This window comes from Streptomyces sp. NBC_00683, assembly GCF_036226745.1.
Classification (GTDB): Bacteria; Actinomycetota; Actinomycetes; order Streptomycetales; family Streptomycetaceae; genus Streptomyces.
This window is the reverse complement of sequence record NZ_CP109013.1, coordinates 1,114,297-1,133,566: the sequence shown is the minus strand read 5'-3', so window position 1 is coordinate 1,133,566 and position 19,270 is coordinate 1,114,297. Positions and strand designations below refer to the sequence as shown.

Genomic DNA, 19,270 nt, shown 5'->3' with positions numbered 1-19,270 from the left:
TCTGCCCCGTCCCGCTGCTCCGCCACGCGTACTGCCCATCGCACCTCGCTCATCGCATACCGCTCGTCGCACAGCGCTCGCCGCACGGCGCACGAGCCCCACTTCACCACCGCAGCTTCGGCGCACCGCCGTCGCTGCGCCCCGGCGACGGCCCCACCACGGCCACAGCCACCCTCGAAGGGAACATCTTGAAGCTGAGCGCGCTGCTGGCCGGGCAGGACCACGACCTACTCCAGGGTGACCCGGAGAAGACCGTGATCACCGCGGGAACGACCTTCGACGCGGACCGGGTGGCACCGGGATCCCTGTTCATCGCGGTGCCGGGACATGTGGAGGGCGGCCCGGAATCCGTGGCCCCCGCCCTTGCCCGGGGCGCGGTGGCGGTCATCGTGGACGACAGCTGCGTGCTGCCCGCCGCAGCGGCCGACGTCTGCGTCGTGCGGGTGCCGGACACCCGTGTCGCGGCCGCGGTCGTCGCATCGCGCTACTTCGGCGAGCCGGGGAAGCAGATGGACATGGTGGCGATCACGGGCACCAACGGGAAGACCTCCGTCTCGTACATGGTCGAGTCCGTGCTGCGGATCTCCGAGGGCGTGCGGAGCGGCGTCATCGGCACCGCCGGCAGCCGCATCGGCGACGAGCTGATCCCGATGCCTCAGTCCGTGCTGACCACACCGGAATCGCCCGACCTGCAGTACCTGCTGGGGTGCATGCGGGACAGGGGAGTGGGCAATGTGGTCCTGGAGGCCACGTCGATGGGCCTGCTCACGCACCGGGTGGACCGCACCTTCATCGACGTGGGTGTCTTCACCAACCTGAGCCAGGACCACCTGGACGACCACGGAACGATGGAGAACTACCGGGACGCGAAGCTGCGCCTCTTCCAGGGGCTGTGCCGGCGCGCCGTGGTCAACGCGGACGACCCGGTGGGAGCCGGCATCCAGGCGATGATGCCCGGCGCGGTGACCACGTACGCCCTCGACACCGATGCGGACTACCGGGCGACCGACCTCTCCGTGGACGCATCGGGCACCCGCTTCACCCTGCACCACGACGGCCGCAAGTACCCGGCGGCGATCCCCTCACCCGGCCGGTTCTCGGTGGCGAACGCGCTGGCCACGGTGGCCGCCTGCCACCTCCTGGGACACGACCTCGCAGGGCTGGTCGCCGCGCTCGAGCGGATGCCGCAGATCCCGGGCCGGTTCGAGCGCTTCACGACACCGCAGGGAACGTCGGTGATCGTGGACTACGCGCACTCCCCGGACTCGCTGAACAAGGTCCTCGGTACCGTCCGCGGCTTCGCCCCGGCCAAGGTCATCACCGTCTTCGGCTGCGGCGGCGACAGGGACACCACCAAGCGGGCCGAGATGGGAACGATCGCCGGTACCCACTCCGACCTGTGCGTCCTCACCTCGGACAACCCGCGCCACGAGGACCCCGAGGCGATCCTGGACCAGGTCGCACCCGGCATCGAGGCCACCGGCACCCCGTTCGAACGCCGCGCCGACCGCCGTAGCGCCATCGAGTTCGCCCTGTCCGCGGCGGGCCCGGACGACATCGTGCTGATCGCCGGCAAGGGGAGCGAGCCCCACCAGATCGTCGGCGACGAGCTGATCCCGTTCAGCGACATGGCCACCGTGCGCGAAATCGCACTGCCGCAGAGCCCGCTGTAGGTCCGGGGCAAGGCCCCGATTCACATCGGAAGTGCGTCAACGGATGCGATCTTGGTGTTGGCCCGCACGGCCCGCCCGGTGAAAGGCTGAACACCGTGCCGTCCGAGGAGGCGGCAGACGCAACGGGGGAGCGCGGATGACGGTGTTCAGGACGAGGCAGGGAGCGGTCCGCGGACGGCGGACCGCGAGCAGTCCCTCAGTCGTCGTGCTGCGCGGAATCCCGTACGCCGCACCGCCGTTCGGTGTCGGCCGGCTCCGGGCCCCGCGCCCTGCCGCCGCCTGGGACGGCATCAGGGACTGCGCGGCGTTCGGACCTGTCGCCCCGCAGTCCGCACAACTGCCCGGAGCGCCAAGCTGGTCACCCGGCGACGAGGACGTCCTCAGCCTCAACATCTGGACCCCGGGCGGCCCCGGCGACGCGCTCCCGGTGCTCGTCTGGATCCACGGCGGAGCCTACGTCTTCGGCTCCTCCGCGCAGCCCGACTTCGACGGCACGGCCCTTGCCGGACACGGACTCGTCGTGGTCTCGCTCAACTACCGTCTCGGCTTCGAGGGGTTCGGGCACGTCCCGGCCGTCGGTCGCGGGGAGCCCTGCCCGGACAACCGGGGCCTGCTCGACCAGATCGCCGCCCTGGAGTGGGTGCGGGACCACATCGCCGCGTTCGGCGGCGCCGTCGACAACGTCACCGTGGCCGGACAGTCCTCCGGAGCGACCTCCGTGGCCTGCCTGAAGGCGATGGACCGGGCGCGCGGACTGTTCCGCCGTGCCGTCGCACACAGCGCCGTGAACTCCTGCGCCTCCCCGGAATCCGCTGCCCGCACCACCCAGGAGGTCGCCGCCGCAGCGGGCGTGCCGGCCACGTACGACGGCCTCGTCTCCGCTTCCCCGGGCGCCCTCGTCGACGCCTCGGACACCGTGGCCGACGCCTACCGCCGCGACCCGGCATCGGGACAGCGCCACTACGACCCGGCCATCTACGGGCCGGTGGCGGGCGGCGAGACGCTGCCGCTGGACCCCCTCACTGCGTCCGCAGCCGGCGGCGCGTCGGATGTCGATCTGCTCGTCTGCCACACGACCGAGGAGTACTGGCTGCTGGACGCCGTCGGCAGCAGCGCGAAGATCACCACCGAGGAGCAACTCGCCCTCTTCGCCGCAGACTTCCGGCTGCCCTCGGCGCTGCTGGACGACTACCGCGCACGAATGCCCGGTGCTCCCGTACTCGATGTCTTCCTGGCCGTGTACGGAGACATGCTGTTCGGCGAGTACAGCAGCAGACTCGCCGAATCCCATGCGCGGGCAGGCGGCCGGGCCTTCCTGTCCCGGTTCGCCCGGCAGCGCGGTGGTCAGGGCGAACCCGTCCGGGCCTGGCACTGCGCGGACATCCCGTTCGCCTTCGGCAACCTCGACGAGGAGAGCGTCCACTTCCTCGTGGGCGGCCCTCCGGCCCCCGCCGATCACGAGCTCTCGGGGCGCATGATGCGGGCATGGGCAGGCTTCGCCGCCACCGGCGATGCGGGCTGGCCGCCGGTCGGCGGTCCCACGGGTGCGGTGAGGACCTGGGACACCGCCGCCGGCGACTCCGGCGGCGCGTGGGAGACGTTCCGTACGGGGTGGCGCGAGGCCGGACTCCCATTGCTGGCACCCTGATCGGGACCATGGGCCGCCGGCCGCCGGCCGTCGACTGCTCCTCGCGGCCTCGGAGTCGTCCGTTTCCCGTGACAGCAGGACCGCTGACGGCTCACCGGACGAGTGCATCCGCCCAACCGGGGTGTCATTGGCATGGACCTGTTCATCGATCTGGACTACAGTCCGTTGCGGCACTTCTGAGAGCGCTCTCAGAACACTCTCGGATGCTTCCTGTTCCACCCCCACGATGCTGGAACAACACGAAGGGGCACTCCCTTGAGACATACGACGATGGTGCGGACCGGTCTGTCCGCACTGCTCATCATCGGTACCTGGGCAACCGCCGGCCTCACCCAGGCCAGCGCGGCGGACTCCCCCTCCGCCGCCGAACCCCGGGCCAGCGCCGCCCTGATCGCGGCGATGCAGAAGGACCTGGGCCTGACGAAGAGTCAGGCCGAGGCGCGACTCACCGCCGAGAAGGCGGCAACGGCCCTGCAGGGCACCGCGCAACGCGCAGCCGGACCATCGTTCGGCGGCTCCTGGTTCGACGCGGACAGCGGCAAGCTGACCGTGGCCGTCACCGACAGTGGGACAGCCCGGTCCGTCCGGGCGACCGGCGCCGACGTCCGCCTCGTCGACCACACCGCGAAGCAGCTCGACGCGGCCAAGAGCCGGCTGGACGCACTCTCCGCGCCCAGCGGGGTCAGCAGCTGGCACGTCGATCCCAGGGCGAACAGCGTCGTGGTGAACGTCGTCGCCTCCGAGCAGGGTGACAACGATGTCCGCGCCTTCGTCGCCAAGGCGCGCAAAGCCGGGCCTGTCACCGTGAAGCAGACTGCCGCGGCCCCGCAGACCTTTGCCGCGGGAACGGTCGGCGGCGACCCGTACTACACGGGCAACGTCCGCTGTTCCATCGGCTTCTCGGTGCACGGCGGCTTCGTCACCGCCGGGCACTGCAGTGGCGTCGGCGGAGCGGTCCGGGGCTGGGACGGCTCGGCCATCGGCAACTTCCAGGGATCGTCCTTCCCGGACAACGACTACGCCTGGGTGAACGTGGGCAGCGGCTGGTGGACCGTCCCGGTGGTCCTCGGCTGGGGCACGGTCTCCGACCAGCTGGTCCGCGGTTCCAACGAGGCTCCCATAGGCGCCTCGATCTGCCGCTCCGGCTCCACCACGCACTGGCACTGCGGAAACGTACTGGCCAAGAACGAGACGGTGAACTACAGCCAGGGCGCCGTCCACCAGATGACCAAGACCAGCGTGTGCGCCGAACCGGGTGACTCGGGCGGCTCGTTCATCAGCGGCGACCAGGCGCAGGGTGTCACCTCGGGCGGCTGGGGCAACTGCAGCGGCGGTGGCGAGACCTGGCACCAGCCGATCAACGAGATCCTCAACCGGTACGGGCTGACGCTCCACACGGCCTGACGATCCGCGGGGGGCCCGTACGGCCCCCGCCCCATGCCGTCGCCGGTCTCCCGGCGATCCGGCGGCAATACGACGGTCCGTTACGGCAGCAGGGTGGCCCCCTGCCGTAACGGGCCGTTCGTGCGTTGACCGGGGGCGCCTGCCCGTCTTCTGCGCGCCCGTTCGTTCTCCCGCGCGACCGGCCTCGCCCGAACGTTGTGCGCCCCGGCGGCGGTCCGCACCCGGCGTGCCGGGCCTGCCCGTCAGGCACCCTGCCGCGGTGACGCGTTCCTCCGGCCCGCTGTCGCGTGCGCTGCCCTGCCGCCCCTCGCCCGGCGCCGGATTTGTCGCTACCGCACACTGTTGCCGGCCGGGCCCGCATCAACTGCCTTTGCATGGCGCATCGTTCACAGACTATTGACATGCTCTCAGCGGCGGCGTAACACTGGCACCGCTTTGGAGAGCGCTCTCCCAGGGGTCTCCCGCAAGGGGTCCCGGCCTCGAGCCGCACTGGGTCGGTCCCTCCCGGGTGCACCATCCAGCTCCACTCTCCCCCCACTGCGCACCCGATGTGCGCGGATGAAGAGCGGCATGGAGGTCCGCATGGCCGAAAGATTCAGCAGAACCACTCTGGTGTCCGCCCTCATCGTCGCCACGGCCCTGGCCCTGGTGGCCCTGGGGCTCAACGCGATCACGAACGCGGGTGCCGGAACAACCGATGCCTCCCCGCAGGCGGCCGGCGAGCCCGCCGCGGCGTCGCATGTCATGCAGGGGCACGTCATGGCGGCGGCCGACCCTGTTCCGTCGGGCGACGATCCGGACGGCGACGGATACATCCCGGCGAATCCGCCGGTCACCGGGGTGACGCCGTCCGCCGAGATCCCTCCGGTCCGGTACTTCCACGAGTTCCAGGCGAACTGTTCGGTCAACCACACCGGTTCGGTGGACCCGATCGTCTACCCGGGCCAGACCGGCAAGTCCCACAACCACACCTTCATGGGCAACGACACCACGGACGAGAACAGCACCACCGCCTCGCTCGGCGGGGGCGGAACCGCCTGCAAGGCGCCCGGTGACCTGTCCGCGTACTGGATGCCGACCCTCTACAACGGCAACCAGGAGGTGCGCCCGGTCGGTCCGCAGACCATCTACTACAAGTCCGGGGTGACCGACTACCGGAGCGTCAGGCCCTTCCCGAAGGGGCTGCGGTTCGTCGTCGGCAGTCCGACACAGACGCTGGAGGAGTTCCGCAACCACCCCGGCAGGGTGGAGGGCTGGGAGTGCGGGGAGAGCTACTTCAACTTCGACTTCCCGGCCACCTGCCCGTCCCGTCCGGACGTGCAGCTCAACCTCCGTATGCAGGCGCCCAGTTGCTGGGACGGGAAGAACCTCGACACCCCGGACCACAAGGCCCACATGGCCTATCCGGGCGCCCAGGGGGCCAACCAGAACGTCTGCCCGACGTCGCATCCGGTCGCTCTGCCGATGATCGAGTTCAAGATGGCTTGGCCGGTCAACGGTGACATGTCGCAGGTGAGGCTGGCCAGCGGTACGGGCCACTCCTTCCACTACGACTTCTTCAACGCCTGGGACGACGCCACGCTGAACGCCATGGTCAGGCACTGTGTCGTCGGCGGTCTCCAGTGCGACGCCCGGGGCTACGACCAGAACCGTCCCGGTGACGGTGCTGTCCTGGACGAGAACTACGAACTGCCCTGACCCCCTGCGCTCTCCCTGGCGGGTGCAGTGTGCCCATCAGGGAGAGCGCTCTCCCACGCTTACGACTCCCGCAAGGAAGTGTCTCCCCCCATGAAGTTGCCACATCTCAACCTGTCGGCCCACGGCCGCAGGCGCACGACGGCCCGCCTCACCGTGGCCGCACTCGTCGCCGCCGGAGCGGCCATCATGCCCGTGCCCGCCGCGCAGGCGGCCGGAAGTGTGGTGAAAGTCGAGGGATCGCAGGGCGCCTGGCGGCTCACCGTCGACGGATCGCCGTACACGGTCAAGGGTCTGACCTGGGGCCCCGCCGTAGCCGACGCCGGAAAGTACATGCCCGACGTCAAGTCCATGGGCGTCAACACCATTCGCACCTGGGGCACGGACGCCACGACGAAACCCCTCCTCGACAGCGCCGCCGACAACGGGATCAAGGTCATCGCCGGGTTCTGGCTCCAGCCGGGCGGCGGTCCGGGAGCGGGTGGGTGCGTCAACTACCTGACGGACACCGAGTACAAGAACAACATGCTCGCCGAGTTCCCCAAGTGGGTGGAGGCCTACAAGGACCACGCGGGCGTCCTGATGTGGAACGTCGGCAACGAGTCCGTGCTCGGTCTGCAGAACTGCTACAGCGGTGACGCCCTGGAACAGCAGCGCGACGCGTACACGACCTTCGTCAACGACATCACCAAGAAGATCCACGCAGTCGACCCCGACCACCCCGTCACCTCGACGGACGCGTGGACCGGTGCCTGGGCGTACTACAAGAAGAACGCGCCCGATCTCGACCTGTACGCGGTGAACTCCTACGGCGCCGTCTGTGACATCCGCCAGACCTGGGAGAACGGGGGCTTCGACAAGCCCTACATCGTCACCGAGGGCGGCCCCGCCGGTGAGTGGGAGGTTCCGGACGACGCCAACGGCGTACCGGACGAGCCGACCGACGTGGCCAAGGCCGAGGGCTACGGCCGGGCCTGGCAGTGCATCACCGGACACAGCGGAGTGGCGCTCGGCGCGACGCTCTTCCACTACGGCACGGAGTACGACTTCGGCGGTGTCTGGTTCAACCTGCTCCCGGCCGGCCAGAAGAGGCTGTCGTACTACGCGGTCAAGGAGGCGTACGGAGCGGACACCTCGGGCGACAACACACCGCCCGTGATCACCGGGATGACGGTCGACAACGCCTCGGCGGTCCAGGCGGGCAAGCCGTTCACCGTGAAGGCCTCCGTCGCCGACCCGGACGGTGACGCGCTCACCCACCAGGTGCTGTTCGGCAGCAAGTACCTCGACAACAACGGACAGTTGACGGACGCCCGGTTCACGGACAAGGGCAACGGCACCTTCGAGGTCACCGCGCCCGACCGGCTCGGCGTGTGGAAGGTCTACCTCAAGACGTCGGACGGCAAGGGCAACGTCGGCATCGAGACGAAGTCCTTCACGGTCGTGCCCCCGGAGGTCGGCGGAACGAACGTGGCAGCGGGGAAGCCGGCCACCGCCTCCACATTCCAGCCCGACAGCGTCGGCTGCCCCTGCCCCGCGGGCAATGCCGTCGACGGGTCCTTCGACACCCGCTGGGCGAGCGACTGGGCCGACCAGCAGTGGCTGCAGGTCGACCTCGGGGCGAAGACCTCGTTCAACCACGTGCAGCTGGCCTGGGAGGCGGCATACGCCAAGGGGTACACCCTGCAGACCTCGGACAACGGCCAGGACTGGACCACCGTGCACACCGTGACCGAGGGGAACGGCGGCATCGATGACATCGACGTCGCGGGCGATGCGCGCTACGTACGCGTGAACACCTCGGTACGCGGCACCCCCTGGGGTTACTCGCTCTACGAGTTCGGCGTCTACCGGAGCTGACCGCTCGTAGGACCTGCCGCGCCGTCTCTCTCCCCGCTGTCGGTGCGGCAGGGAAGTCCGCGGCGGGCCACGGAGATCCGTGGCCCGCCGCGGACTCTTGCCGTGTACGCGCTGTCCTTGACCGGGCACGGGGGCGCTGCGGCCCCGGGACGATCCGGACGAGAGGCCCTAGGGGGAGTCCTCGGGGCCGTCTTCGTCGTCGGAGCTCAGCTCCTCGGCGCGCAGTGCGAGGTCCTGCAGCACGTCGGCGGACGTCACTTCTCCCTGGCCGGAGTCGTGGACCTGTGCGAGCGCGATGAAGGCCAGGGTGAATGCGCCGACCAGCTGCTCGACGGCGCCGCCGACTTCCCTGCCCACGAGAAGGGCCATCTCCTCGACGGTGGCGTCCCCGGGAATGGCGATGTGGGGCATCGTCTCGTTGAGGAGGGTCGTCACGATGCTTCCGCCCGCGTCCGGGTCGTGCCCGTTCGTGTCCTCCTCGGCCTGGCGCTGCATCTCGCCCGCCTCCGTGAGGATGCCGATCACTCGCTTGAGGACTTCACTCTGCTCCATACGGTGAGCATATGCGTCGGGGGCCGTCCACATGATTGCTGCCCGACGGTGTGCCGAACGGCCGGAGCCCCCGGACACGGGCATCCGTGGATGCCGTGTCCGGGGGCTCCGGCCGTCGTCGGGCGCCGGGCTCAGGCCGCCTTGCGGGGTCTGTCGCCCGAGGCCTCGCGGATCAGCTCCGCGTAACGTCGGCCGCTGCTCTTGATCGTGCGGCGCTGGGTGGCGTAGTCGACGTGGACCAGGCCGAAGCGCTTGTCGTAGCCGTATGCCCATTCGAAGTTGTCCAGCAGCGACCAGGCGAAGTAGCCCGCCAGCGGTGCGCCCTTGCGCACGGCGCGGGCACAGGCCTCCAGGTGCTCCTCGAGGTACTGGGTGCGCTCCGGGTCGTGCACCGAGCCGTCGGCCTGGACGACGTCCTGATAGGCCGCGCCGTTCTCGGTGACGTAGATGCGCTGCGCGCCGTACTCCTCGGTGAGGCGCAGCAGCAACTGCTCCAGCCCGTCGGAGTGCACCTCCCAGTCCATGTGCGTGTGCCGTGAGCCGGGCAGGTAGATCTGCTTGGCGTTCGGTACGGGCCCGCGCTCGTCGGCGGTGACGACCTGACGGAAGTAGTAGTTCACGCCCAGCCAGTCCAGCGGCGCCGCGATGGTCTCCAGATCGCCCGGCCGCACGGGCAGCTCCACCCCGTACAGATCGACCATGTCCTGCGGGTAGCCGCGGCCGTGGATGGGGTCGAGCCACCAGCGGTTGACGTGGCCGTCGGCGCGGACGGCGGCGGCGCGGTCGGCCTCGCCGGCGCTCGCCGGCTCGATCGGGCTGAGGTTGTTGACGATGCCGACGCGGGCGTCCGGGGACTGCGCGCGGATCGCCTGCACGGCCAGACCGTGGCCGAGGTGGAGGTGGTACGAGGCGCGGACGGCGGCCGTCAGGTCGGTCAGACCCGGCGCCATCCTCCCTTCCAGGTGGCCGACCCACGCGGAGCAGAGCGGCTCGTTGAGGGTCGCCCAGTCCTTCACCCGGTCGCCGAGGCGCTCGACGACGACGGAGGTGTAGGCCGCGAAGTGCTCGGAGGTCTCGCGGACGGTCCAGCCGCCGCGGTCCTGCAGTGCCTGCGGCAGGTCCCAGTGGTACAGCGTGGCGAACGGGGTGATCCCGGCGTCCAGGAGACCGTCGACCAGCCGGTCGTAGAAGTCGAGACCCGCCTTGTTCACCGGTCCGTCGCCGCCCGGCACGATCCGGGGCCAGGCGAGCGAGAAGCGGTAGGCGTCCGCGCCGAGCTGCTTGATCAGGCCGATGTCCTCGGGGACCCGGTGGTAGTGGTCGCATGCCACGTCGCCGGTGTCACCGTTGTCGATGGTGCCGGGGAGGTGCGAGAACGTGTCCCAGATCGAGGGGGAGCGGCCGTCCTCGGCCACGGCTCCCTCGATCTGGTACGCGGCCGTGGCGACGCCCCAGGTGAAATCGGCCGGGAGGGCGTTGAGGTTGTTCACTGACTGCCTTTCCGTATCGGTCACTTGACGGCGCCCGCGGTGAGCCCGGCGACGAGGTAGCGCTGCAGGAGCAGGAATCCCGCGACGATGGGCACGCTGACCACCAGCGATGCCGCCATGACCTGGTTCCAGTAGACGTCGTTCAAGGTGGCGTACCCCTGGAGTCCCACGGCCAGGGTGCGGGTTTCGTCGTTGGTCATCACGGAGGCGAAGAGCACCTCGCCCCAGGCCGTCATGAACGAGTACACGGACACCGCGACGATCCCCGGCACCGCGGCCGGCACGACGACCTGGAACAGGGCCCTGATCGGGCCGCAGCCGTCCACCAGGGCCGCCTCGTCCAGGTCCCTCGGGATGGAGTCGAAGTAGCCGATCAGCATCCAGATGGAGAAGGGGAGCGAGAACGTCAGGTACGTGAGGATCAGCCCGCCGCGCGAGCCGTACAGGGCGAGGCCGGTGCTGTTGCCGATGTTGACGAAGATCAGGAACAGGGGCAGCAGGAAGAGGATCCCCGGGAACATCTGCGTGGAGAGCACCGTGACGGTGAAGACCCGCTTGCCGCGGAAGTTGTAGCGGCTCACCGCGTACGCCGAGAACACCGCGATGGTCACCGAGAGCACCGTCGCGGAAGTGGCGACGATCAGCGAGTTCACGAAGTACTTGGCGAGCGGGACGGTTTCCCAGATGTCGAAGTACGGCTGGACGGTCAGCTCGGACGGGATCCACTGGAACTTCCCCGACACGTCCTGGAGCGGTTTCAGCGAGCTGCTGACCATGACGTACACCGGCAGCAGGACGAAGCCCGCGAGCAGGGTCAGGACGATGCGGCGGGTCCAGAGGAAGGACTGCGGTGCGGCCATGGGGGACCGGGCGTGGCTAGCCATGGGAGCCCTTCCTTCCGCGTGAGGTGAAGAACAGGTAGACGGCCGTGACGACCAGCAGGAAGAGGAGCAGCAGGACGGACATCGCCGAGCCGCTGCCGAAGTTCCAGGTGACGAACGACGACTGGTAGATGTGGATCGAGATCAGGTCGGCGTTCTCCGGCGCCGATTTCCCGAACAGCACGTACGGCGTGTTGAAGTCGTTGAACGTCCACAGGAACAGGACGAGCACCAGGACCTGGTTGACGGGCCGCAGCGAGGGCAGCGTGATCTTGCGGATCTGCTGCCAGATGCCGGCGCCGTCGATCGAGGCGGCCTCGTACAGCTCGCGCGGGATGTTCTGCAGCCCGGCCATCAGCATGAGGAAGGCGAACGGCCAGCCCTTCCAGACCGAGACGATGATCAGCGCGTAGATGCTGTTGTCGCCGATCAGCCAGAACGACGGCGCGTCCGTCAGCCCGAGCTGGTCATGGAGTACGTGGTTCACCAGCCCGTTGTCCCGCTGGAACATGAAGGCCCACGTGATGACGGCCGCGTAGACCGGCAGGGCGTACGGGACGAGGAACACCGCCCGCAGGAAGCCCCGGCCCCGGAAGTTCTCCTGCAGCATGATCGCTGCGGCGATTCCGAACAGCCAGGCCAGACCGACGGCGAAGAAGGTGAAGACACAGGTGACGAGGAACGAGTGGAGCAGTGCCTCGCCGATCGGGGCGTTGAAGTCGACGGCGATGCTGTAGTTGTCGAGTCCGGTCCAGGGCGCCCCGGCCCAGTTGTTGATGTAGAACTGCGTGAACTGGCGGAAGCTCATCATCATCCCGATGGCCATCGGGATGATGTGGATCAGGAGTTCCAGCAGGACGGCGGGGAGCAGGAGGAGATAGGGCAGTCCGCCGCGGCGGATCCGGTCGGGGATGCGCGGCAGTCTCCTGCGCGCATCCCCGGTGCCCGTGCTCGTCACCCTGTCCGACTTGTCGACCTGGGGATCGGTGGTCACGGCGGTCATGAAGAGTGCCTCACTGCTGCATCGTCTGCTGGGCCTTGTCCAGGCGCGCCTTGACGGTCTCGGTGGTGATCGGCTTGCCCGCTGCGGCCTCGGCCCACAGCTCCTTGATCGCCGTACCCACGGCGGTCTCGAACTGCGACTCGTTGGGGACCTGGGGGAGCGGCGCGGCGCTCGTGGCGAGCGTGTCGCGCAGGACCTTCAGGTCGGGGGCCGAGAACGCCGCGTCGGCCTGGGCCGCCTTGACCGGGGGAATCGCGCCGTAGGTCTTGTTGAGGAGCTTCTGCTCCTCGTCGCTCGTCATGAACTTCACGAACTTCTTGGCGCCGTCGATGTTCTTGGAGTTCTTGAACACGGCCATGTTGATGCCGGCGACCATCGAGTTGGTGTTCTTGCCCGTGCCGGGGACGCCCGACTCCACGGGGACGGGGGCGACACCCCAGTCCTCGGGCTTCATGCCCTGGGCGGCGAAGGTGGTCGCGGCGGCCTGCCACAGCACCATCGCCGTCTTGCCCTTGGCGAAGTCCGTGAGTGACTGGTTCTGGGCGTACTCCGCGTTGCCCGGGGCGATGATCTTGTCCTTGGCCATCAGGTCGATGTACTGCTTCACGGCGGCGACCGCACCGTCGGAGGTGAAGGTCGCCTTGCCGGACGCGTCGAAGAAGTCGGCTCCGTGCTGCTGGCCGAGAACGAAGGCCTGGTGGATGTTGTTCGAGAGGTTCGCACCCTCGGCGCCCAGCCCCCACTTGCCGTCCTTCGACAGCTTCTTGCCGGTGGCGACCAGTTCGTCCCAGGTGGTGGGCGGCGCGGTGATGCCGGCCTCGGCGAACATCGCCTTGTTGTAGTAGAGCGCGTACGCCAGCGAGTACAGCGGCACCGCGGCGGGCGGCTCGCCCTCCTTGCCGGCCGACGCGACGGCGGAGTCGATGAAGCGGTCACGGCCGCCGATCGCCTCGAAGTTCTTGTCGTCCCACGGGAGCAGCGCTCCGGAGGCCTGGAGCGAGGCCGACCAGGTGTTGCCGATGTTCAGCACGTCGGGGCCCTGACCGGACGTGGTGGCGGCGAGGATCCGGTTCAGCAGGTCGGCCCAGGGGACGACCTCCAGCTTCACCTTGATCCCGGTCTCCTTCTCGAACTTCTTCAGCTCGGGAGTGAGGATCTTCTTGTCGGCCTCGATGCTCGGGCCCTGGTTGGACGCCCAGTACGTGAGGGTCTTGGGTGACTCGTTGCTGCCGCCGGACGACGACGTGCCGCCTCCGCAGCCGGTGGCTCCGGCCGCGACGGACATGGCGAGGGTGACAGCTGCTGCGGCTCTGAGGTGACGCATGAAAGGTGGCCCCTTTCCGGGGATGGCATCGTTCGGGACCCGAACGGCCGTCCATCACTTAATTTATGACGTGATTTAAGAGGTGAAGGAAGTGTGCGTCAAGGGGTGCGGGCGGGGTATGTTTCCGGAACGAAGGGAGCAACATGGCTGAGCGCAGCAGACGGACCGTGCGTGACCTGCGAAGGGGCAATCGGGCGAGGGTATTGCAACGGTTGTATTTCGACGGCCCGCTGAGCCGTCAGGAGCTCGGCCCCGCGACGGGGCTGAGTTCGGGCTCCATCAGCAACGTGGTCGCCGAGCTGGCCGCGGAGGGTCTCCTGGAGGAGGCCGGAATCGTTGATTCCGACGGAGGGCGTCCCCGTACCCTGCTGCGGGTCGCCCCCGGTGGCGGCCTGTTCGTGGGCATCGACATCGGTGAGACCCGGGTCCGCGTCGAGCTCTTCGACCTGTCGCTCACGGAACTGGCCCGCACCGAACGCCTGCTCGCCCAGCACGGCTACGACGTCGACCGCATCGTCAGGCACGTCCGCACCGGGGTGGCCGATGTCCTGCGCGACGCGGGTGCCGACCCGGGCCGGCTGCTCGGGATCGGCATCGGGGTGCCGGGCATCGTCGAACGCGAGGCGTCCGGAGCGGCCGACGGCCGGGGCGCGGTCGTGCACGGGCAGACCATCGGCTGGAGCGCGGTCCCCTTCGAACGGATGCTCCGCGAGGCCGTCGACGTACCACCGGAGGTGCCGTTCTTCATCGAGAACGGCGCCAAGACGCTGGGGCAGGCCGAAATGTGGTTCGGCGGCGGCCGGGGCGCCGAGGTCGCGGCCATCGCGCTCATCGGCTCAGGCGTGGGCGCCAGCGTCAACAGAGGAGAGATCCTCGACGAGGACCTGTCGAACGCCGCCCTGGAGTGGGGCCACACCACCGTGCAGGTGCGGGGCCGCCGCTGCCGCTGCGGCTCGATCGGCTGCCTGGAGGCGTACGCCGGTGCGGAGGCCATGCGCGAGCGCTGGCACGAGGCCGGCGGCCCGCTGCCCGCGGACACCGACGACGAGGCCGCCCTGGCCGCACTCCTCGCCGCCGCCTACCCGGGACCGGGCCGCACCGCCCCGGACCCGGTGGCGGTCGCCATCCTGGACGAGACGGCCGAGTACCTGGGCGCCGCCCTGGCCGACCTGGTCAACCTGTTCCTGCCCGACCGGATCCTGCTGGGCGGCTGGGCCGGGCTGCTGATCGGCCCTCATCTGCTCCCGGACATCCGGCGGTACGCCCAGGACTACGCGCTGAAGCACGCGGCGGCACGCACCACGATCGAGATGGGCCACCTCGGTCCGGACGCGGTTACGGTGGGCGCCGCGACCCTGCCCCTGTCCGACTTCCTGGCCCGCGGCGGCAGCCGGCCCGCGACGGCTCAGGATCCGAACAACGCGCCCGGTCCGGCCCGGACAGCCGCGACGGCCCTGCGCAGCCGTACTCCGGCGGGCTGAGCCGGACCGCCCGGCGGCCGGGGCGGCGCACGGTCACGCCGCGACGCCGGGGCGGTCCGGGGCCCTTCGTTCCCGGCGGGACACCCGGTCCGTCGGGGGCGTACCCGGGTCCGCCCCGGGCACTACCCCCGACGTGCGAGGAGTCCGCGAAAGGCGTCAGATCTGGACGAGCGCCTCCACGCGCATCCAGCCCCGGCCGTCGGCCGCCGCGTCGGTGGTGACCATCGCGTAGCTGTACTCGTTGTAGCCCGCGCCCTCACAGGTCGAGGCGCCGACTATGTCACCCGCGTGCTTGGTCTTGACGACCACACTGTTCGGGTTCGGGTTCTCGTACACCCCGGCGGTCGGCCACACGACCTTGTACTGGCATCCGAGCTGGGCCGAGGCGCCGGCGCTCGAGCCGGTGACGAGCGCACCGGTGAAGCCGAGTGCGGTGGCCAGGACGGCGGTGGTGAGACGGGTCATGCGCATGAGTACTGATGCTCCTCGCGAGTCGGCGATCTGTCAGGGCACAGGATGGTAAGCCCTTCCGGGCGACGCCGCGCACACTCCCTACCCCTACCGCCGGACCGTCGGCCAGGACCTCACCGGAGGCCCGGCCGGAGCGTCAGGCGGAATCCCGCACCACGAGGGCCGGTTCGTGGATCACCGATGTCGCAGGGCTGTCCGGTGACGTGAGGCGGTCCAGCAGCAGTCGCGCCATCTCCGCCGCCATGTCCTCCACCGGCTGCCGCACCGTCGTGAGCGGCGGCCGGCAGGCGGAGGCCGCGCTGCTGTCGTCGAAGCCGATCACGGCCACGTCCGAGGGAACCCGCCTGCCGTGCTCCCGCAGGACGTGGCAGGCGCCCATGGCCATCAGGTCGTTCCCCGCGAACACCCCGTCCAGGTCGGGGTGTTCCGTCAGCAGCCGCTCCATCGCGGCCTCGCCGCTCTCCTGGGTGAACTGCCCCTCGGCGATCGGGATGTACGGGTGTCCGCGCCGCGCCATCGTGTCCCGGAAACCGGCCAGGCGCTCCTGCCCGGCGGGCACGTCCAGCGGGCCGGTGATCGTGGCGATCCGACGGCAGCCGCGTGCCAGCAGATGTTCGGCGGCGAGCCCGGCACCCTCCCGGTTGGCCAGATCGACGTAGCTGATCCGTACCGGCCGGGCGGGACGCGCGTACAGCACCGCGGGCAGTCCCGCGTCCGTGATCAGCCCCGGCAACGGGTCCTCGGCGTGGGTCGACACGATCAGCGCCCCGTCGGCGCTGCCCTGCCGCAGGTAGGACACCACCTCGTCCCGGGCCCGCGGGGTCTCGGCGAACATCAGGACCGGGTGCATCCCGCGCGGTCGCAGGTAGTTGACGACTCCTGTCACGACCCGGCCGAAGAACGGGTCGGCGAATACCCGGGCGGTGAAGGAGCCCCCCTCGGACGCCCCCGCTCCGTCTCCCTCGTCCGTCTCGACGCCCGCGCCCGACACGACCAGGACGATGGCGTCCGCCCGCCGCGTGACCAGGGAGCGGGCCGCGCGGTTGGGCGCGTAGCCCGTGACGGAGACGGCCTGACGCACGGCCTCCTGGATGGCGGGGTCGACATTGCGCACCCCGTTGATGACCCGCGAGACGGTCGCGCGCGAAACGCCGGCCGCCCTCGCCACGTCCTCCAGGGTGGGTGCCGCTCCGGCCGTGCGCTGGTCATCCGTCATGAGCGCATTTATAGCATCAGTGGAGCAGTTGAGGAGAGCGCTCTCCCTTCTCGGTGGATCCCTGCTCGGACAAGGGCTCGCCCAGCGCGAGCCCCGCCTCCAGCGGCAGGTCCCCGGCCGACCGCCCGGCCAGCAGCCGGACTTCGCCGGGATCCGTCTCCCACCGCGACCGGACCGTCGACCAGTGGGCCGCCGCCCGGCCCGCGACCCGGACCGTCGCCACGGCGCTCTGCCCCGGGTCCGCCTCGACCGCCGCGTAACCGATCAGCTTGCGCACCGGCCGCTCCGACCCGGCGGCGGGGCGGGCCAGGTAGACCTGAACGACCTCACGCCCGCGCCGACTTCCCGTGTTGCGCAGCCGTACCTGTACGTCGAAGGCCTCCCCGGCCCTCACCGCTCCCGGCGGCGACAACTCCTCGTACTCCCACTGCGTGTAGCCCAGTCCGTGCCCGAACCAGTAGGCCGGCGCCGCACCCGAGCGCAGCCAGGCGCGGTGACCGATGTCCGGTCCCTCCCCGTAGCGCAGGACCCCCGCGTCCGGGCAGGTCACGAGCACCGGGACGTCCTCCTGGGCGGCGCCCCACGTGGTCGGCAGCCGGCCACCCGGCTCGGTGCGGCCGAACAGGACGTCCGCGAGCCCGTGGCCGGCCTCCTGGCCGGGGAACCAGGCCAGCAGCAGGGAGGGGACCAGGGTGTGCCACGGCAGGGCCACCGGGCCGCCGGAGTTCACGATCACCACCGTGCGCGGGTTGGCCCGCACGACCGCCCGGACGAGCTCGTCCTGGCCGTCCGGCAGGCTGAGCCCCTCACGGTCGTGGCCCTCCGACTCGCTCTCCTCGGTGGTGCCCACGACGACCACCGCGACATCCGAGGACCGCGCCGCGGCCACGGCGGCCGCGAGCGCCGCGGCGCCGTCGCCCGCCGGGGGAGCCGCCGCCAGGACCGTTGCCACACCCGTCCCCGGCGCCAGGCCGCGCCGGGCGACGACCTCGACCTCGGTGTCCGCCTTCAGTGCCGCCTCGGCCGGCCGGTAGGGGGGTGCGACATGGACACGCGTCGGATCGTCGCTGTCGAGCGGGAACGTCCCGGCGAGCACCTCCCGGCCGTCGACGCTCAGCGACATCGGCCCCCAGCCGCCTACCGCCCAGGTCCACCTCCCGCCCGTGTCCGGCCTGACCAGCGCCCGGATCTCCACCGTCTCGGCCCCGTCCACCCTCACCGAAGGCTCCACGATCCGGCCGGACAGCCGGTGCTCCGCGTGGAGTTCGGTGCCCGCCGCGTCCAGCAGCCGGACGAGCACACCCGGTTCGCCGCTGCGCGGATCACGGGCCCAGGACCGGTCCAGGGGGCGCGGCAGGGCGGACGGCGCCTGCCCCGGGGCGTACGTCACCTGTGTGCCGCCGCCCACCGCCCGCTGGATCCCCTCCAGCGGCGACACGACGGAGGCCGGGAACACCTCCGCGCTGCCCCCGCCCTGAATCCGTACGTTGCGGGCGGGCGCACCGATCACGGCGATGCTGCGCAGCCCCGCCGGATCCAGCGGCAGGAGCCCGCCCTCGTTGCGCAGCAGGACGGCACCCGCCGCGGTGGCCCTGCGCAGCAGAGCGCGTTGGGCGACGGGGGAGACGGCGGGACGCCACACCAGCTCCGGGCGGCCCAGCCCGCCCACCCGGTCGGCCAGCCGCAGCAGCCTCCGCACCTTGTCGTCCAGCAACTCCCGTTCCACGAGACCCTGTTCCACCGCGGCGAGCAGGCCGTCCGCCCATGGGCCGCGCGGACCCGGCATGGCCAGGTCCTGCGCCGAGCCCGCGGTGTCGAGCAGGGTGCGCACCGCGCCCCAGTCGGAGACCACGGGCCCGTCGAACCCCCACTCGCTCTTCAGTGGCTGCTCCAGGAGCGGGGACGCGGCCATGGTGCAGCCGTTGACCTGGTTGTACGCGGACATCACCGCCCACACGCCTGCCTCGACGGCCGCCTCGAACGGGGCCAGATAGACCTCCCGCAGGGTCTGTTCGTCGATCCGTACGTCGACGGTCAGCCGGTCGGTCTCGGAGTCGTTGCCGACGAAGTGCTTGGCGGTGGCGGCCACGCCACCCGACTGGATACCCGTGATCAGCGCGGCCCCCGTGCGCCCGGTGAGCAGCGGATCCTCCGAGAAGCACTCGAAGTGCCGCCCGCCCAGGGGTGACCGGTGCAGGTTGAGCGTGGGGGCGAGAAGGACGTCGACGCCCTTCCCGCGGGCCTCGGCCGCGAGCAGCGCACCCAGCTCGGTCACCAGCCGCTCGTCCCATGCGGCGGCGAGCGCGGTGGGCGAGGGCAGGACGAGCGAGGTCTCCCGTTCGTCCCAGGCCTCACCCCGTACCCCTGCCGGTCCGTCGGAGAACGTCAACGGGCGCAGGCCGACGGCCGGTTCCCCGTAAGTCCGCCAGGTGGTGGAGCCCGTCAGCAGGCGTACCTTCTGCCCGAGGTCCAGCTTCTCCAGCAGGCGGTCGATCTCTTCATCCGTCATGCGGCCCTGCCCCTCACCCGCGCCTCCTGTTGGAGAGCGCTCTCCCGGTGTGTTCGGCACAGC

14 protein-coding genes are annotated in these 19,270 nt (G+C 70.4%); 6 read left to right on the top strand and 8 right to left on the bottom strand.

What is annotated here, in order from left to right:
- The first annotated feature begins 188 nt into the window (after positions 1-188).
- The 5 genes from OG257_RS05075 (at position 189) to OG257_RS05055 (ending at position 8,280) form a co-directional block, all read left to right on the top strand.
- The gene (locus OG257_RS05075; protein ID WP_329205096.1) at positions 189-1,673 is read left to right on the top strand and encodes a UDP-N-acetylmuramoyl-L-alanyl-D-glutamate--2,6-diaminopimelate ligase; all 1,485 of its coding nucleotides are present in this window, start codon (positions 189-191) and stop codon (positions 1,671-1,673) included.
- Between the two features lie 136 nt (positions 1,674-1,809).
- Positions 1,810-3,321 carry a carboxylesterase/lipase family protein gene (locus OG257_RS05070; RefSeq protein WP_329205095.1) on the top strand — a complete coding sequence of 504 codons (1,512 nt, stop codon included), beginning with the start codon at positions 1,810-1,812 and terminating at the stop codon, positions 3,319-3,321.
- Between the two features lie 270 nt (positions 3,322-3,591).
- Positions 3,592-4,725, top strand: coding sequence for a S1 family peptidase (locus OG257_RS05065; RefSeq protein ID WP_329214901.1), 1,134 nt, complete (start codon positions 3,592-3,594; stop codon positions 4,723-4,725).
- Positions 4,726-5,307: 582 nt separating this feature from the next.
- Positions 5,308-6,423, top strand: a complete 1,116-nt coding sequence (locus tag OG257_RS05060; RefSeq protein WP_329205093.1) for a DUF1996 domain-containing protein — start codon at positions 5,308-5,310, stop codon at positions 6,421-6,423.
- A gap of 90 nt (positions 6,424-6,513) precedes the next feature.
- Positions 6,514-8,280, top strand: coding sequence for a galactose-binding domain-containing protein (locus tag OG257_RS05055; protein ID WP_329205091.1), 1,767 nt, complete (start codon positions 6,514-6,516; stop codon positions 8,278-8,280).
- Positions 8,281-8,448: 168 nt separating this feature from the next.
- Here OG257_RS05055 and OG257_RS05050 read toward each other — a convergent pair whose 3' ends face one another.
- From OG257_RS05050 to OG257_RS05030, 5 genes are all read right to left on the bottom strand, one after another.
- The gene (locus tag OG257_RS05050) at positions 8,449-8,832 is read right to left on the bottom strand and encodes a hypothetical protein (RefSeq protein ID WP_329205089.1); all 384 of its coding nucleotides are present in this window, start codon (positions 8,830-8,832) and stop codon (positions 8,449-8,451) included.
- A 131-nt stretch (positions 8,833-8,963) separates the two neighbouring features.
- Complete coding sequence (locus tag OG257_RS05045) at positions 8,964-10,322, bottom strand: GH1 family beta-glucosidase (RefSeq protein ID WP_329205087.1); 1,359 nt, start codon at positions 10,320-10,322, stop codon at positions 8,964-8,966.
- A gap of 20 nt (positions 10,323-10,342) precedes the next feature.
- Complete coding sequence (locus OG257_RS05040) at positions 10,343-11,206, bottom strand: carbohydrate ABC transporter permease (protein ID WP_329205085.1); 864 nt, start codon at positions 11,204-11,206, stop codon at positions 10,343-10,345.
- A complete protein-coding gene (locus OG257_RS05035) occupies positions 11,199-12,206 on the bottom strand; it encodes a carbohydrate ABC transporter permease (RefSeq protein WP_329205083.1) in 1,008 nt (335 codons plus the stop codon). The genes OG257_RS05040 and OG257_RS05035 overlap by 8 nt, the downstream gene beginning before the upstream one ends.
- A gap of 10 nt (positions 12,207-12,216) precedes the next feature.
- Positions 12,217-13,530 carry an ABC transporter substrate-binding protein gene (locus OG257_RS05030; RefSeq protein WP_329205081.1) on the bottom strand — a complete coding sequence of 438 codons (1,314 nt, stop codon included), beginning with the start codon at positions 13,528-13,530 and terminating at the stop codon, positions 12,217-12,219.
- A gap of 143 nt (positions 13,531-13,673) precedes the next feature.
- Here OG257_RS05030 and OG257_RS05025 point away from each other — a divergent pair, with 143 nt between their 5' ends.
- Positions 13,674-15,011, top strand: a complete 1,338-nt coding sequence (locus tag OG257_RS05025) for an ROK family transcriptional regulator (RefSeq protein WP_329205079.1) — start codon at positions 13,674-13,676, stop codon at positions 15,009-15,011.
- Between the two features lie 156 nt (positions 15,012-15,167).
- On the opposite strand, the gene OG257_RS05020 is transcribed toward OG257_RS05025, so the two are convergent.
- The 3 genes from OG257_RS05020 to OG257_RS05010 form a co-directional block, all read right to left on the bottom strand.
- Positions 15,168-15,482 (bottom strand): glycosyltransferase, encoded by a 315-nt coding sequence (locus OG257_RS05020; RefSeq protein WP_329205077.1) that lies wholly within the window; start codon positions 15,480-15,482, stop codon positions 15,168-15,170.
- Positions 15,483-15,618: 136 nt separating this feature from the next.
- Positions 15,619-16,698 (bottom strand): LacI family DNA-binding transcriptional regulator, encoded by a 1,080-nt coding sequence (locus OG257_RS05015; RefSeq protein ID WP_329205075.1) that lies wholly within the window; start codon positions 16,696-16,698, stop codon positions 15,619-15,621.
- A gap of 16 nt (positions 16,699-16,714) precedes the next feature.
- Positions 16,715-19,207: a glycoside hydrolase family 3 C-terminal domain-containing protein gene (locus tag OG257_RS05010; protein ID WP_329205073.1), complete on the bottom strand. Its 2,493-nt coding sequence runs from the start codon at positions 19,205-19,207 to the stop codon at positions 16,715-16,717.
- Between the last annotated feature and the right edge of the window lie 63 nt (positions 19,208-19,270).